This window comes from Sphingomonas sp., assembly GCF_965200105.1.
GTDB lineage: Bacteria > Pseudomonadota > Alphaproteobacteria > Sphingomonadales > Sphingomonadaceae > Solisphingomonas.
In genome coordinates this window covers 1,472,716-1,486,364 of the sequence record NZ_CBDATN010000002.1, presented here as the reverse complement: position 1 = coordinate 1,486,364, position 13,649 = coordinate 1,472,716, and the positions used below count along the sequence as shown (strand labels likewise).

General features: G+C 70.4%; 18 protein-coding genes. 9 read left to right on the top strand and 9 right to left on the bottom strand.

The annotated features are described in order from the left end of the window. Positions 1-38 precede the first annotated feature (38 nt). Genes ACOFKX_RS08585 through ACOFKX_RS08570 form a run of 4 tightly spaced genes read left to right on the top strand, consistent with a single transcriptional unit; the run spans position 39 to position 2,887 of the window. Complete coding sequence (locus ACOFKX_RS08585; RefSeq protein ID WP_419826586.1) at positions 39-1,106, top strand: CDP-alcohol phosphatidyltransferase family protein; 1,068 nt, start codon at positions 39-41, stop codon at positions 1,104-1,106. Continuing rightward, on the top strand, positions 1,094-1,852 hold the full coding sequence (locus ACOFKX_RS08580; protein ID WP_419826585.1) for a nucleotidyltransferase family protein: 759 nt from the start codon (positions 1,094-1,096) through the stop codon (positions 1,850-1,852). The genes ACOFKX_RS08585 and ACOFKX_RS08580 overlap by 13 nt, the downstream gene beginning before the upstream one ends. Further along, positions 1,849-2,520 (top strand): HAD family hydrolase, encoded by a 672-nt coding sequence (locus ACOFKX_RS08575; protein WP_419826584.1) that lies wholly within the window; start codon positions 1,849-1,851, stop codon positions 2,518-2,520. Before ACOFKX_RS08580 ends, ACOFKX_RS08575 begins: the two co-directional genes overlap by 4 nt. Before the next feature lie 58 nt (positions 2,521-2,578). Continuing rightward, a complete protein-coding gene (locus ACOFKX_RS08570; RefSeq protein WP_419826583.1) occupies positions 2,579-2,887 on the top strand; it encodes a hypothetical protein in 309 nt (102 codons plus the stop codon). A gap of 12 nt (positions 2,888-2,899) precedes the next feature. On the opposite strand, the gene ACOFKX_RS08565 is transcribed toward ACOFKX_RS08570, so the two are convergent. Beyond that, complete coding sequence (locus tag ACOFKX_RS08565) at positions 2,900-4,228, bottom strand: cystathionine gamma-synthase family protein (protein WP_419826582.1); 1,329 nt, start codon at positions 4,226-4,228, stop codon at positions 2,900-2,902. A gap of 120 nt (positions 4,229-4,348) precedes the next feature. Then, positions 4,349-4,780 (bottom strand): VOC family protein, encoded by a 432-nt coding sequence (locus ACOFKX_RS08560; protein WP_419826581.1) that lies wholly within the window; start codon positions 4,778-4,780, stop codon positions 4,349-4,351. Between the two features lie 47 nt (positions 4,781-4,827). Between ACOFKX_RS08560 and ACOFKX_RS08555 the strand changes: the two genes are divergently transcribed. Then, positions 4,828-5,595 (top strand): inositol monophosphatase family protein, encoded by a 768-nt coding sequence (locus ACOFKX_RS08555; protein ID WP_419826580.1) that lies wholly within the window; start codon positions 4,828-4,830, stop codon positions 5,593-5,595. A 94-nt stretch (positions 5,596-5,689) separates the two neighbouring features. Here the strand turns inward: ACOFKX_RS08555 and ACOFKX_RS08550 are convergent, their stop codons facing one another. Beyond that, complete coding sequence (locus tag ACOFKX_RS08550) at positions 5,690-7,822, bottom strand: AsmA family protein (RefSeq protein WP_419826579.1); 2,133 nt, start codon at positions 7,820-7,822, stop codon at positions 5,690-5,692. Between the two features lie 182 nt (positions 7,823-8,004). On the opposite strand from ACOFKX_RS08550, the gene rpmI reads away from it, so the two are divergent. Beyond that, positions 8,005-8,208: a 50S ribosomal protein L35 gene (rpmI, locus tag ACOFKX_RS08545; protein ID WP_022692209.1), complete on the top strand. Its 204-nt coding sequence runs from the start codon at positions 8,005-8,007 to the stop codon at positions 8,206-8,208. A gap of 14 nt (positions 8,209-8,222) precedes the next feature. Continuing rightward, positions 8,223-8,600: a 50S ribosomal protein L20 gene (rplT, locus tag ACOFKX_RS08540; protein ID WP_419826578.1), complete on the top strand. Its 378-nt coding sequence runs from the start codon at positions 8,223-8,225 to the stop codon at positions 8,598-8,600. 473 nt (positions 8,601-9,073) lie between these two features. Here the strand turns inward: rplT and ACOFKX_RS08535 are convergent, their stop codons facing one another. Continuing rightward, complete coding sequence (locus ACOFKX_RS08535; protein ID WP_419826577.1) at positions 9,074-9,775, bottom strand: glutathione S-transferase; 702 nt, start codon at positions 9,773-9,775, stop codon at positions 9,074-9,076. Positions 9,776-9,800: 25 nt separating this feature from the next. After that, positions 9,801-10,094 carry a BolA family protein gene (locus tag ACOFKX_RS08530; RefSeq protein ID WP_419826576.1) on the bottom strand — a complete coding sequence of 98 codons (294 nt, stop codon included), beginning with the start codon at positions 10,092-10,094 and terminating at the stop codon, positions 9,801-9,803. A 40-nt stretch (positions 10,095-10,134) separates the two neighbouring features. Here ACOFKX_RS08530 and ACOFKX_RS08525 point away from each other — a divergent pair, with 40 nt between their 5' ends. Then, on the top strand, positions 10,135-10,740 hold the full coding sequence (locus ACOFKX_RS08525) for a J domain-containing protein (protein ID WP_419826575.1): 606 nt from the start codon (positions 10,135-10,137) through the stop codon (positions 10,738-10,740). 121 nt (positions 10,741-10,861) lie between these two features. Here ACOFKX_RS08525 and ACOFKX_RS08520 read toward each other — a convergent pair whose 3' ends face one another. Genes ACOFKX_RS08520 through ACOFKX_RS08505 form a run of 4 tightly spaced genes read right to left on the bottom strand, consistent with a single transcriptional unit; the run spans position 10,862 to position 12,877 of the window. Continuing rightward, a complete protein-coding gene (locus ACOFKX_RS08520) occupies positions 10,862-11,215 on the bottom strand; it encodes an SRPBCC domain-containing protein (RefSeq protein ID WP_419826574.1) in 354 nt (117 codons plus the stop codon). Continuing rightward, the gene (locus ACOFKX_RS08515; RefSeq protein WP_419826573.1) at positions 11,212-11,697 is read right to left on the bottom strand and encodes a VOC family protein; all 486 of its coding nucleotides are present in this window, start codon (positions 11,695-11,697) and stop codon (positions 11,212-11,214) included. The genes ACOFKX_RS08520 and ACOFKX_RS08515 overlap by 4 nt, the downstream gene beginning before the upstream one ends. Then, positions 11,697-12,458, bottom strand: a complete 762-nt coding sequence (locus ACOFKX_RS08510) for a VOC family protein (protein ID WP_419826572.1) — start codon at positions 12,456-12,458, stop codon at positions 11,697-11,699. The genes ACOFKX_RS08515 and ACOFKX_RS08510 overlap by 1 nt, the downstream gene beginning before the upstream one ends. Before the next feature lie 14 nt (positions 12,459-12,472). Continuing rightward, the gene (locus ACOFKX_RS08505) at positions 12,473-12,877 is read right to left on the bottom strand and encodes a VOC family protein (RefSeq protein WP_419826571.1); all 405 of its coding nucleotides are present in this window, start codon (positions 12,875-12,877) and stop codon (positions 12,473-12,475) included. A 78-nt stretch (positions 12,878-12,955) separates the two neighbouring features. Here ACOFKX_RS08505 and ACOFKX_RS08500 point away from each other — a divergent pair, with 78 nt between their 5' ends. After that, on the top strand, positions 12,956-13,618 hold the full coding sequence (locus ACOFKX_RS08500; protein ID WP_419826570.1) for a winged helix-turn-helix transcriptional regulator: 663 nt from the start codon (positions 12,956-12,958) through the stop codon (positions 13,616-13,618). The last annotated feature ends 31 nt before the right edge of the window (positions 13,619-13,649 follow it).

Genomic DNA, 13,649 nt, shown 5'->3' with positions numbered 1-13,649 from the left:
CGGGTGCAAGCCGCCCGAAAACCTGCCAAGGGGCCGCGATGGCGACGGGATTCATCGGCACGGGTGGCGACGGCACGCGCGTCTTCGGGCTCGATCCCGCGACGCGCGCCGGCCGCTTCGCGCGGGCCGCTGGGCTGGTCGCGGGGGAGGGGACGGACGGTACGATCGTCGCCGATCTCGGCTACGGCTGGGATCCCGCCTGGCTGGGCTGGCTCAAGACGCGGCCGGGCACGGCGGTCACGATCGCCGGCTTCCCGGCGCTCGTCCACCGTCGCGCCGGCGCGACGCTCGACGTGCCCGCCGACGCCGAGATCCGCCGCGTCGAGGACGGCACCAGCCTCTACAACGCCACGTTGCGCAAGCGCGACGACGCCTACCTCATGCCGTTGACGCCTGCCACCGCGCCCGCCGTCGAGCGCGCGAGCTACGACGCGAGCTACAAGGGCGTCACCGATCTGCTGACGCTCTACCTGTGGCGCGGCACCGCCTTCCACCTGACGCGCGCGGCCGCCGCGCTGCGGCTCAGCCCCACGATGGTGACGACGATCGGCCTCGCGCTGTGCGTCTGGGCGACCCTGCTGTTCTACCGGGGCCACTTCCTCGCCGGGCTGATCGTCGGTCTCGTTTTCATGGTGCTCGACACCGTGGACGGGAAACTCGCGCGCTGCACCGGCACCTCGTCCAAGTTCGGGCACCTGCTGGATCACGGCACCGATCTGATCCATCCGCCGATCTGGTACTGGGCGTGGGGGATCGGCCTGACGGCGTGGGATCTCGCCTTCGCGCCGGGCGTGCTGTGGACGATCCTTGGCCTGCTCGTCGTCGGCTACGTCGTGCAGCGGCTGATCGAGGGCGCGTTCATCGGCGCGTTCGGGATGCACATCCACGTCTGGCGGCTCGCCGACAGCCGCTTCCGGCTGGTGACGGCCCGGCGCAATCCCAACTGGTTGGTCCTGCTGGCGAGCGTGATCGCCGGCCGCCCCGATTGGGGGTTGATCGCCGTGCTGGCGTGGACGATCGCGTCCTGTCTCTTTCACCTCGTGCGGCTGGCGCAGGCGTTCGCGGCGCGTGCGCGTGGAGCGGAGATCGTGTCGTGGCTGGCCTGACCGCGCTGCTGCTCGCCGGCCGTCGGCCAGGCACCGATCCGCTCGCCGCCTCGCGGGGCGTCGCGCTCAAGGCGCTGATCCCGGTCGCCGGCCGCGCGATGGTGGCGCGTGTCACGGACACGCTGCTCGCCTGCCCGGAAATCGAGCGAGTGCGCGTGCTGACGCAGGACGTGGACGCGATCACCGCCGCGCTCGCCCCCGATCCGCGCGTGTCGGTTGAACGATCGGGCGACGGCATCGCGGCCTCGGTCGCGAAGATCGCGCGCGAGGGGCGGCCGCTGTTCGTTACCACAGCCGATCATCCGCTGCTCACCCCGGCAACCGTCTCCGCCTTCCTCGCCGCCGCGGGCGGGGTGGACGTCGCCGTCGGCGTCGTGGAGCGCGGCGTCGTCGAGGCGCGCTTTCCGAACACGCGCCGTACTTGGCTGCGCTTCAAGGACGGCGCTTGGACGGGCGCCAACCTGTTCCGGCTCCAGGGCTGGTCCGCGCTGCCGGTGCTCACCGCGTGGGGGCAGGTAGAGCAGGATCGTAAGAAGGGCTGGCGGCTGATCGCGCGCTTCGGCCCGGCGCTGCTCGTCCGCGCGCTCACCCGCACGATCACGCTAGAGATGGCGGTGCGCCGCGCCGGCCGCCGGTTGGGGGTGACCGCGCGCGCGATCCCGCTCGCCGATCCGCTCGCCGCCGTGGACGTGGACAAGCCGGAAGACTTGGCTCTCGCCGAGGGCGTGCTGGGAGGCCGCGCGTGAAGCTCGCCATTTACGACATGGACCGCACGATCACGCGAACGGGCACCTACACGCCTTTCCTGATCCACGCCGCGCTCGCCCGCGCGCCGTGGCGCCTCCTCTTCCTGCCGCTCGTGCTCGGCTCGATGCTCGCCTATGCGATCAAGCTCATCACGCGCGCGCGGCTGAAGGAGGTCAATCAGCGGCTTCTGCTCGGCGCCCACATCACCCGGTCGCAGCTGGAACCCGTCACCGCCAGCTTCGCCGAGCGCACCTACACGCTCAACACGCTGCCCGGCGCGCTTCGCCGCTTGGCGGAAGATCGCGCGGCGGGCTATCGCCTCGTTCTCGCCACCGCCTCCTACCGGCTGTACGTCGGGGCGATCGCCGCACGACTAGGCATGGATGACGTGATCGCCACCAACTCGATCATCGGCATCGACGCGCGTATCACCGCCAAGATCGACGGCGAGAACTGCTACGGACCGGCCAAGCTGCGCATGGTGCAGACCTGGATGGAGCAGCAGGGCCTCGCGCGCGGTGAGTGCCACATCCGCTTCTACTCCGATCACGCCTCCGACGCGCCGGTGATGGCGTGGGCGGACGAGGCGTTCGCCACGACGCCGTCGCCCAGGATGCGCGCGCTGGCGACGAAGCGCGGCTGGCCGATTCTCGACTTCCGCCACTGATCCGGAACGCTCGTCGCACGCCGGCCATTGGTGCACGGAGATCATCCGGAGACACCCGATGCGCGCCGCCGTCCTCCTTGCCGCCCTGATCGCCACCCCTGCCGCCGCGCAGATCAGCGGGGTGCCCGAGCCGTTCCACGGCATCGACAGCGGCTTCTCCTCCTCGCCGTTCGGGCGCAGCCCGGCGCTCACCGATCCGACACCCGGTTCCACCAGCATCGTCGGCGGTGCGCCGTCCCGCCCGCAGGCGGGGGCCCCGGCGACAGGCGGTCGCTGCGCCGACGGCCGCTTCTCCGTCCGGTCCGCGAACGGTGCCACCTCCTGCGAGGGCCGGGCCGGCGCCGTCGGCACGGGCTCGGGCGGCTGAGCTTCGCCGCCGCTACACCGCCGCGAGCGCCTGATCGAAGTCGGCGATGAGATCGCCGGCGTCCTCGACTCCCACCGAGATGCGGACGAGGTTGGCGGTGATACCGAGTTCGCTCTTCCGTGCATCGGGCACCGACAGGTGCGTCATCGCCGCCGGGCACGAGGCCAGCGTCTCGGTGCCGCCCAGGCTCACCGCCAGCTTGGCGATGCGGAGGGCATCGAGGAAGGCGAAGCTCTCGCGCTCGCCGCCCTTGAGGTACAGCGAGAAGGTAGAGCCCGCGCCGGTGCAATGGCGCCGATAAATGTCGGCCTGTCGCGAATCCTCGGGCAGGAAGCCCAGATAGCCGACGCTCTCCACCTTGGGATGATCGCGGAAGAAGGCGCAGACCTTGGCGGCATTCTCGCCCGCGCGGCTCATGCGTAGCTCCAGCGTCTCCAGCGAGCGGAGCAGCATCCAGGCGGAATGCGGATCGGTGATCGTGCCGATCGTGTTGCGCATCATGCGGATGGGGGCGATCGCCGCCTTGGAGCCGGTGATTCCGCCCGCCACGAGATCGGAATGGCCGCCGGCATATTTGGTGAGGCTGTAGACGACGAGATCGGCGCCAGAGGCGAGCGGCCGCGTCCAGAGCGGCCCCAGGAAAGTGTTGTCGATCGCGATCGGCGGCGCCTCCTCCGCGTCCGCGAACAGGCGATCGCGCACCCGCGCTACCGCCTCGACGTCGACCAGCGCGTTGGTGGGATTGGCAGGGCTCTCGAGATAGACGAGCGCGACCCGGCCCTGCGCCTTGGCGCGCGCGACGACCGCCTCGATCTCGGCCTCGGTCGCGCCGGCGGGGAAGTCGAGCCAGGTGACGCCGAGGCGGCCGAGGATGCGGCCGATCAGCGTCTCGGTGGCGGCGTACAGCGGCGCGGAGTGGACGATCACGTCGCCCGGCTTCACCAGCGCCAGCATCATCGTCGCGATCGCCGACATGCCGGAGGAGAAGACGAGCGCGTCCTCCGCCCCGTCCCAGATGCCCAGGCGATCCTCCAATATCTCTTGGTTCGGCCCGTTGAAGCGCGAGTAGACTAGCCCCTCGCTGCCGCCCGGCCGCTTGCCGGTGACACCCTCGAAGTGGCGCTTGCCCGCCGCCGCGCTCTCGAACACGAAGGTCGAGGTGAGGAAGATCGGCGGCTTGAGCGAGCCCTCCGACAGCATCGGATCGAAGGCGTGGCCCATCATCAGCGTGGAGGGGGAGAGCTTGCGATCACCCACCTCCAGCACGGCCGGCTTGGGACGGCGGCGCGTCGTGGCGCCGCCGATGTCGGCTTCGGTCTCGGGTACGGTCTGGTCGGTCATGTTTGGTCTTCCGGTTGGGAGAGCCCGTGGCGGGCCATGCCGCCATCCTAGACCAAGCAGGACGGGAAGCCGACGTCGAACGCTCGCACTCTAGCGGCGCCGGTCCGGAAGGCGCGGCCGCTATGCGTCTTGCGGCGGCGCGAAGGGGTCGTAGCTGCCGAAGCTCCAGACATGGCCCTCTGGATCGCGCGCGCTGTATCCGCGACCCGGATAGCCGTCACTGTCGTGCGGCTCCGCGAGGATCTCGGCGCCTGCCTCCGCTGCCTTCGCATGATGCGCGTCGGGGTCGGCCAAGACGACGTAGAGCGTCGCGGTGACACCGCCCGCCTCGCTCGGCAGGAGCTGGCCGAAGCGGTCCCACTCGCCCGTCGGCGGTGTGCTCGCCAGCATCACCATATTGCCGTCGAGGACGAGCTGAGCGTGGTGGACGAAACGCTGGTCCCCTTCGTCGAGGTGGATGGCATGCGGCAGGAAGCCGAACGCATCGCACAGGAAGAGGATGGCATCCGGCGCGTTGGCGTAGCGCAGGCACGGAACGATTGCTGGCCGCATGCCGCGAGCCTACCCGAGGGCGACCCGCTGCGCTACGCTGCGCGGCCATGACCGACGATGATGTCCGCCTCGCCCACGCCCTCGCCGATGCCGCCGGCACCGCGATCCGCGGCTATTTCCGTGGCGCGCTCGGCATCGAGCACAAGGAGGACGCTTCGCCCGTCACGCTTGCGGATTGCGCGGCGGAGGCGGCGATGCGCGCGGTGCTGGACACGGAGCGACCGGCGGACGGCATCGTCGGCGAGGAATATGGGGTGACGCGGGGCGGTGCCGCTCGGCGCTGGGTGCTCGATCCGATCGACGGCACTCGCGCCTTCGCGATCGGGCGGCCGATCTTCGGCACGCTGATCGCGCTCGTCGAGGAGGCGACACCGGTGCTGGGGGTCATCGATCAACCGATCCTGCGCGAACGCTGGGTTGGCGCCGCCGGCCGCCCGACCACGTTCAACGACGCGCTCGCCCGCGTTCGCCCCTGCGCGGCACTTGCCGAAGCGCGCTTCGGATCGACCGCACCGGCGCATTTCGACGAGGCCGAGCATGCAGCCTACCTGCGCGTGGCAGGTCAAGCTCGCGACGCGCTTTGGGGCGGGGATTGCTACAATTACGGGGCGGTGGCGAGCGGCTGGCTCGACGGCGTGATCGAGACCAACCTCAAGCTCCACGATTTCGCCGCGCTTGTGCCGGTGGTGGAGGGCGCGGGCGGAATCTTGCGCGACTGGAGCGGGCGACCGCTCGACGCGGAGAGCGACGGCCGCGTCATCGCGCTCGGCGATGCGAGCCTGCTCGACGCGGTGCTGGAGCGGCTCGGCGGCTAGATGTCGGGGGTCGCTCGGCGCGTCGCAGGATCGGATGACCAGCCGTTTGATCAGGACCATCGGGGTCTCGCCCGTGAACCTCGCCGGTCGCCCGTCAGAAGATGCCCAGGAACTTCTTACGCGGCTTGGCGGCCTGTTCGCGGTTGGCGCCCTTGTCGTTGATGCCCTTCACCGGATTGCCACCCTCCGTGTGCTGGGCGGCGGTGGTGGCGCCGGCCAGCACCGGGCCGCAGGCGGTGTCGGCGGTGGCGCCAACATCCACAAAGGCGAGCACCGAGGCGATCGGCGAGGCGACGACGCCCAGCGCCACCGCCGCCGCCGCACGCCCGATGAGCTGCGGCGACACCACCGAGAAGCCTGGCGCCCCGAAATAACCCTTAATGTAGGCCGGTGCCTGCCCGGAGAAGGCCGAGAACTTCTTGGCGCGCGAGCGGAAGGTGAGATTGAGCGACTCGTCGACGAAGCTGAAGCCGCCCGTCGCCGTCATCACGTTCTTGTCGGTGTCGATCAGCACCGGATCGGTGGTAGCGACGCCGTTCTTCACGGTGAAAGCGATCAGTCCGCAGTTAATCTGGATCGGCTGCTTGAGCTTGCCCTGCAGCAGCTTCTGCAGGAACACGCCGACGTCGAACTCGGAGAGCTGCGCATAGCTGGTGATGAAGGTGCCCGCTGGCAGCCCGATCGCGATGCGGCCGTTGGAGGTCGCCAGCGACTTGCGAACGCTGTCGCCGGTGCCGCGCATCTTGATCCGCGCCTTGATCGTGCCGGTGGTGCCCGGATCGGCCATGCCGAAGCCCTTGAGCAGGCGGCCCATCGGCGTTGGCGACATGCGGATGTCGTAATCGGTGACGACCGCCGGCACGCGCGCGTTCAGCGAGATGTCGGCCGCCAGGTGCCCGCCCGCCACGTCCATCGTCAGCGGCGAGAGCTTGAGCAGGTTATGGTCGAGGTCCAGCGTCAGCGCGACGTTCGATACTGGCACGTTGGGCGCGCGGATCACGCGCACCGAGTAGCGTACGTGCGCGTCCATCGTCTTCAGCGCTTCGGCACGCAACGGCGCGTCGGGCAGGATGCGCGGGTGCCCGCCCGACGGCGTGCCTTGCGTGGTGGCAGCGGCGGTGGCGCCCTTGGCGACCGTCTTGGGGTCGTAGCCGATCAGCGGGCCGACATCGATGATGTCCAGCTTGTCGGAATGGAGATCCGCGTCGATCGTCGGGCGCTTGTTCGGCAGCGACACTGTCATGCGGCCGGACAGGTCGCTGTCGCCGACGCGGCCGTTGAGCCTGGTGAACTGATATTTGCCGTCGGCCATCGTGAAGTGGCTGCGGATGCGGTATGCACGGGTAGCGGGGATCACCAGGCCGCCGAGCGTGCCGATGGTGGCGATGTTCGGCCCGCGCAGGCCGATGTCGAGCTGGGCGCCTTCGATCTTTGTCGGCCCTTGCAGCGTGCCCGTAATGTCGGCGTGGCTGGAGACCGCGTCGATTGCCGCCGTCACTTGCGTGCGGCCCATCGCGATCGCCGAGTTGGGCGAGAGCAGCGCTGCTTCCATCTTGAACGGCTCGCCGCGGACCGTGCCGGTGCCGTGTGCGCGAATCGCGTTGTCGATGCGTTTGCCGGTGGAGCGGACGGTGTCGAATGCGATGTCGGTCGCCAACCGCATTGAGGGATCGCGGTAGCGCACGGTAGTGCCCGCAACCATCGCCTGGTCCACGGTCGGCATCTCGAACGGCTTGCCGGGCTTGGAGGGCGCGCCGAACGTCCAGGTGTTGTGCTTGTGCTCCTTGTCCCACTCGGCATCGATGCCTGCGCCGATCAGGTTGAGCCAGCGGGCGTGATAGTGGCCGAAGATCGCACGCACCGTTGAGATGCGCGTGTCAACATGGTCGGCTTGGAAGAAGTTGGGCTTGGAGGCCCAAGCGGGGTTGGAGACGGTGATGCCGTCGGCCACGAACTTCACGTTGATCGGATCGAGGTAAAGCTGGAAGTCGCCCGCGACCGCCACCCGCCGCCCGCTCGATTTGGACGCGACATTCTCGACGGTGTGCTTGAGGAAGCGGCCCTTGGTGATGAACAGCACCGCCCAGGCGAGCACGATCAGGCCGAGCAGGCAGCCGAGGATGCCAAGCCCGATGCCGAGCGGGGCGTGCCAGCGCGCCGGGCGTCGCCCGCGCGGCGGGGGAGGGGACGCGTCGGATGCGCGCGCGCTATCGGCGGTGGTAGCCACGATGGGGTTGAACCGCCGGCGATCGTTGCGGTTCCGGCGCGGTCGTGAAGGTTGCGGCCCACGCGCCTTGCCTCTATAGCCCCGCGCTTCGATCGAGGGATCGCCCGGCCATCCAGGGCTGCCGTGGCGCGTCCGCAGTCGACCGGCTCCATCCCGGAGCCACCTTCGCGAAGGAGTCGAAAATGCCCAAGCTCAAGACGAAGAGCGGCGTGAAGAAGCGCTTCAAGCTCACCGCCACCGGCAAGGTGAAGCACGGCGTCGCCGGCAAGCGCCACCGGCTCATCAGCCACAATGCCAAGTATATCCGCACCAATCGCGGCACCACCGTGCTTGCCGAGGCCGATACGGCCCGCGTGAAGCTCTGGGCCCCCTACGGCCTGAACTGAGGGAGTCCTAGACAATGGCACGCGTGAAGCGGGGCACCACGACCCGCGCCAAGCACAACCGCATCCTAGAGCAGGCGAAGGGCTATTACGGCCGTCGCAAGAACACCATCCGCATCGCCCGGCAGGCCGTCGAGAAGGCGGGCCAGTACGCCTATCGCGACCGCAAGGTGAAGAAGCGCTCGTTTCGTGCGCTCTGGATCCAGCGCATCAACGCAGCGGTGCGCCAGGAAGGCCTCACCTACGGCGTGTTCATGCACGGCCTGAAGCTCGCCGGCGTGGAGCTCGACCGCAAGGTGCTGGCCGACATGGCGATGCACGAGGGCGAGACCTTCAAGGCGATCATCGCGCAGGCCAGGGCCGCGCTGCCCGAGGGCGCGCGCCTCGCGGCCTAAGCGGAGCTGATCCCGCCGCCTCGGGCTTGGTCCGGGGCGGCGTCCCCCTCAGCCCAACCAGCCGGCTGGGCTCAGCATCGCGCAGCGCACTCGGCCGGCATCTTCGGCGTGCGGTCGACGTGCGCCGGTGTCGCGCCGAGCTGCTCCTCGTTATCGGCAGCCGTACCTATGATCGTCGGTGAGCCTCGTCGCGGACAGCGGCATCGCGAACTGGCAGCCATGCGGCTCCAGCTCGCGCGACGCGCAGGGCAGATCGCAGCTCCCGCCGGTCGCCGGCCGAGAACGGTGAGTGCGACTTCAGCTTGCGGACCGGCAGATCAAAGCGATTCGGGAAAACGACGCTTCTCCACGGATGGGCGGGCGTGCGCCCACCTGCGTCGCGGGGTCCGGAGTTAGCCGGCCCGGTGGAAGCCGTCCGTAACTAGGGGACAGCTTCGGCGGCTACCGGGACCGTCGAGCCGCATCGCCGCAATCTATGTGCCGTCAAGCTCGGGATAGTGGCGGAAGACGCCGTCGCCATAAGCCAACCGCCGATCCGAGCGGAAATAGGCGGCCAGTTCGGGCAGCCCGGCGACGCGGGCGTGCAGCGCCGCGAGCGCAGGGTGATCGGGCATCAGCGTAGCCATGCGGCGGGGAAAGGCGAACAAGAGGCCCTCGACGAGCTGGAACAGCGACAGGTCGGCGGTGCTCCAGCGGTCTCCCGTAAGCCATTTCCCGCCGGAGCGTGCCGCCATGCGCTCGAACCAGCCGAGGAACTTGGGCATCCGGCTTGCGCGAAAGTCCGCCGCCCGCCGCGCCGCCTCGTCGCGCTGTTCCTCATAGTAAGCCATGGCGGCGATCGGGTGGTGCACGTCGTGCGCCTCCGCGACCATATCGGCGACGGTGAGCTGGACGCCGTGGACGAGGTGCCGCCCGGCGGGATCGGCGGGTGCCAGGCCGTAGCGATCGCCTAGGTAGAGCAGTATGTTGGCGACTTGCGCGATCACAAGTCCGCCTTCGACATCGGTGTCGACGATGTAGGGCGGCGCGAACGGCTCGGGCCGGCGACCGCCGATGTCCTCGGAGACGTCGGCGTCCGCGTTCATCTCGCGATAGGGAATCCCGGCCGCCTCCAACAGCAGCCGCACGAATTCGCCGCGTCCGGGTATCCCGGGCCAATACCAGAGTTCGATCATGCCGCCATCAACGATCGGACGACGGTCATTCTCCCGGCGCGCTCGCGCGGATCGCGAGCGCGTGGACGCGCTCGGCCAGCAGATCGGCGAGTGCGCGGTTGACCAGCCGCTGCCGCGCCACCCGGTTCAGCCCCGCGAACGCCGTCGCCTCGACATCGACGGTGAAGTGGCTCTCGCCGCGCGGATCGTGCCCGGCATGGCCCCGATGCTTCGCGCTATCGTCGATCACGGCGAGACGGGTGGGCGCGAGCGCGGCGACTAGCAGTCGCTCGATCTCGGCGGCGACGGGGCCGGGCGCGGCCGTGGCGGGGTCGATCATGGCGCTTATATAGGCCGCTTTCCGGGGCTGGGGAGCAGTTTTGGCAGACGACGAGACGAGGAAGGCGGGGCCGCGCTTCCACGGGCGGGTCGAGACGGGGCGCGCCTGCGACGAGTCCGGCTGCGACGCACCGGGCGAGTTCCGCGCGCCCGCCGACCGTGATGGCGCGGCGCGGCGCGATGAGCCCGGCGGCTGGCGCTGGCTGTGCCTCGATCATGTCCGCGCGTTCAACGCGCGCTACAATTTCTTCTCGGGCATGGACGCGGACGAGATCGCCGCCGCGCAGCGCCCTTATGCGGGATGGGAACGGGAGACGCGCGCCTTCGCGTCCGGCGGCGCGGACCGGCCACCACGCTGGGCCGACTTCACCGACCCTCTCGACGCGATCGGCGCGCGTTTCCGCGAGCGCCGTGCGGCCGAGCAGCCGCGCGCCGACGGCCGCCCGCTCTCCGGCGAGGAGCGGCGCGCGCTGGCGACGCTGGGCCTGCCGCCCGATGCCGACCGACGCGCGCTACGCCAGCGCTACGCCGAGCTGGTGCGGCGCTACCACCCCGATCGCAACGGCGGCGACCGCAGCCACGAGCGCGCGCTTGCCGAGACGATCGCCGCCTATATCTGTCTGAAGAGCGCGCGCGCCTTCGCGTGACGGCGCCGCGGCGGCCTTAGCTCCGCGCCACCGCCTCCGCGACGGCGGCGAGCTGATCGGCAACCGTGCCCCAGCCCTGCTCGAAACCCATCGCGCGATGCTGTTCCAGCGCCTCCCGGTTCTAGTGGCGCGCGGTTCCGGTGTAGCGGGTGCCGCCGCCCTCGTCCGCGAAGCGCATCAACCCCACCATGAACGGCCCTTGCGGCCGCCAGCCCGCCGCGAAGGCGTCGGTGAAGACGACGAGTTCCGACGCGCGTACTTCCAGGAACACGCCGTCCTGCGGCGCCTCCTCGCCGGCGGGGCCGCGCATGGTCAGCGCCATCCGGCCGCCGGCGCGCAGATCCCATTCGGCGATGTCGGTGGTCCACGGCTTCGGGCACCACCAGTCGGCGCTACGCTCGGTAAAGGCGCGCCACACCGCCGCGCGCGGCGCGGCGATCAGCCGGGTGACGCTCAGCTCCAGCGCGTCGCTCATCCTTGCTCTCCCCGTGCCGCCCGCGCCAGCGCGGCGATGTCCAGCCGCCGCATCGTCATCATCGCCTCGCCGACGCGCTTCGCACGCGCCCGGTCGGAGCCGGCCATCGCCTGCCCCAGCATGCGCGGCACGATCTGCCACGAGACGCCCCAGCGGTCGCGAAGCCAGCCACACCGCTCCTCCTGCCCGCCGTCGGCGGTGAGTCCGTCCCACAGCCGGTCGATCTCGTACTGCGTGTCGCACTCGACCATGATCGAGATCGCGCGGCTGAAGGCGTCGAGCGGCCCTGCCTCGATGGCGCGGAACGGCCGCCCGGCAAGCGTGAACGACAGCATGCCGATCGTGTCCGCCGGACCGCTGGGACTGTCCTGCGGCACCGCTGCACGACGCTCGATCGCGGAGCCGGGCACGAGCGCCACGTAGCGCGCGACCGCCGCCTCCATGTCACGCTCGAACCACAGGTGGATCGCCACGTCCGCCATCACGCCGCCCCGCGCTTGCCGACGAAGCCGACCGCCGCGCCCTGGCCGTCGGCGGCCTGGACGACGAAGTCGCCACCGGGCACCTCGCTCGGGCCGTTGCGGACGGTGCCGCCGCCCGCCTCCACCGCCGCCTTCGCGGTGTCGATGTCGGGGACGCGGAAGTAGAAGGTCCAGGCGGGCGGCTGGCCGGCGGGCGCGGTCATCATCGCGCCGAGCGGGCGGCCGCCGAGCGTCAGGAAGCTGTAGTCGCCCAGCTCCCCCATCGGCATCGCGCCCGCCTTCTCAAGGCCGAGCAGCGTGCCGTAGAAGCCGAGCGCGGCGTCCTGATCGGCGGTGCGAAGCTCGTTCCAGGCGCAGCGGCCGCGCGCGGTCTCCGAGAAGGCGTCGCTGTCCGCCTCGCCGTCGCCGCGCATCAGGTAGAAGCGCGCGCCCTGCGGATCGGCGAGGAAGGCGAAGCGGCCGACGCCGGGGATGTCGGCGGGGGGCAGCAGCACGCTCGCGCCGAGCGACACGGCCTGGGCGGTGCGGCCACCGACGTCGTCCACGCCGAAATAGACGTGCCAAGCCGGCGTCGCGCCCGGCTCGGGCAGCGGCATCATCCCGCCGGCACTCCCGGCATCGTCGGAGAGGATGCGGTACTCGATGCCCGCCATCCCGCCCGACGCCGCGCGCCAGCCGGTCACCGCGGCGTAGAAGCGCGTCGCGGCGTCGGGATCGCCGGTCATCAGCTCGTACCAGATCGGGGTTCCGTGGGCGTTCATGGCGATCCTCCTCCTCATGCCGCCCCGGCGGCGGTGTCCATCCACATCGGGCCGAAGCCGTGGCCGTCGAGATCCTCGAAAGCGCGGGAGTACATGAAGCCGAGGTCCTCGGGGCCGTGCGCCTCGCGACCGCCCGCCGCGATCGCCCGCTCGGTGATCTCGTCGACCGCCGCGCGGCTCTCGAGCCCGAGCGCGAACAGCGCGCCGCTGGTCGCGCGCGCGTCGGCGATCGGCTTGGGCGTCAGCGTCGAGTAGAAGGCGCGGTCGAGCACCATCACGGCGATCCCGTCCGCCCATCGCAGCGCGGCAGCCTGCTCGGTCGAGAAGCGCGGATCCTTCACGAAGCCGATCGCCTCGTAGAAGGCTGCCGACCGCGCGACGTTGGCCACGGGCAGGCTCACGAAGATCGTTCTGCTCATCGCCGCTTCTCCGTCCGACTCAGGGTTTGCATGAAATGCCGCCGTGAGTTACAAAAAACAACTATGAAGTTAGCAAAAGTGACCGAAGCGGGTGGCGAGCGGCGCTGGTATGACGACGCCTGCGGTACCGCGCTCGCGCTGGAGCTGGTCGGCGAGCGCTGGTCGCTGCTGATCGTGCGCGAGCTGATGTTCGGTGGGCGGCGGTTCGGTGAGATCAAGGCCGCGCTCGGCACGGTCAGCGCCAACGTGCTCGTACAGCGGCTGGAGGGGCTGGAGCGGGCCGGCATCCTCGCACGTCGGACGCTGCCGCCGCCCGCCAGCGCACGCGTCTACGAGCTGACGCCGTGGGGCTACGAGGCGGAGGAGGCGATCAAGGCGCTCGGCCGCTGGGCGGTGCGATCGCCCGCGCACGATCCCTCGCTGCCGCTCTCGCCCGCCGCGCTGATGCTGTCGTTCCGCACCATGTACGCGGGCGGCATGGCGGCGCGGATCGGCTTCCGCATCGGCCGAGAGGCGTTCGTCGCCGATGCGCGCGAGGCGCCTGGCGACATGCGCATCGCGCGCGGCGATCCCCATGAGGGCACCGCGCTCGTCCTTACCGGCTGCGCCGAGGCGATCGCCGCAATGATCTACGGCGGTCGTCCGGCGGAGGAGGCGGGCGTCGCCATCGAAGGCGACCGCGCGCTGCTCGCCCGCTTCGCGCGCGCCTTTCCGCTGCCCGCCAAGGCCCCCGTGGGTTGACGCGCCGCGCCCGCGTCCGCACCTCGGCTCC

Coding starts and splice junctions, on each gene's coding strand:
- ACOFKX_RS08585 (WP_419826586.1), top strand. CDS start 39: ATGGCGACGGGATTCATCGGCACGGGTGGCGACGGCACGCGCGTCTTC.
- ACOFKX_RS08570 (WP_419826583.1), top strand. CDS start 2,579: ATGCGCGCCGCCGTCCTCCTTGCCGCCCTGATCGCCACCCCTGCCGCC.
- ACOFKX_RS08565 (WP_419826582.1), bottom strand. CDS start 4,228: ATGACCGACCAGACCGTACCCGAGACCGAAGCCGACATCGGCGGCGCC.
- ACOFKX_RS08560 (WP_419826581.1), bottom strand. CDS start 4,780: ATGCGGCCAGCAATCGTTCCGTGCCTGCGCTACGCCAACGCGCCGGAT.
- ACOFKX_RS08555 (WP_419826580.1), top strand. CDS start 4,828: ATGACCGACGATGATGTCCGCCTCGCCCACGCCCTCGCCGATGCCGCC.
- rpmI (WP_022692209.1), top strand. CDS start 8,005: ATGCCCAAGCTCAAGACGAAGAGCGGCGTGAAGAAGCGCTTCAAGCTC.
- rplT (WP_419826578.1), top strand. CDS start 8,223: ATGGCACGCGTGAAGCGGGGCACCACGACCCGCGCCAAGCACAACCGC.
- ACOFKX_RS08535 (WP_419826577.1), bottom strand. CDS start 9,775: ATGATCGAACTCTGGTATTGGCCCGGGATACCCGGACGCGGCGAATTC.
- ACOFKX_RS08530 (WP_419826576.1), bottom strand. CDS start 10,094: ATGATCGACCCCGCCACGGCCGCGCCCGGCCCCGTCGCCGCCGAGATC.
- ACOFKX_RS08520 (WP_419826574.1), bottom strand. CDS start 11,215: ATGAGCGACGCGCTGGAGCTGAGCGTCACCCGGCTGATCGCCGCGCCG.
- ACOFKX_RS08515 (WP_419826573.1), bottom strand. CDS start 11,697: ATGGCGGACGTGGCGATCCACCTGTGGTTCGAGCGTGACATGGAGGCG.
- ACOFKX_RS08510 (WP_419826572.1), bottom strand. CDS start 12,458: ATGAACGCCCACGGAACCCCGATCTGGTACGAGCTGATGACCGGCGAT.
- ACOFKX_RS08505 (WP_419826571.1), bottom strand. CDS start 12,877: ATGAGCAGAACGATCTTCGTGAGCCTGCCCGTGGCCAACGTCGCGCGG.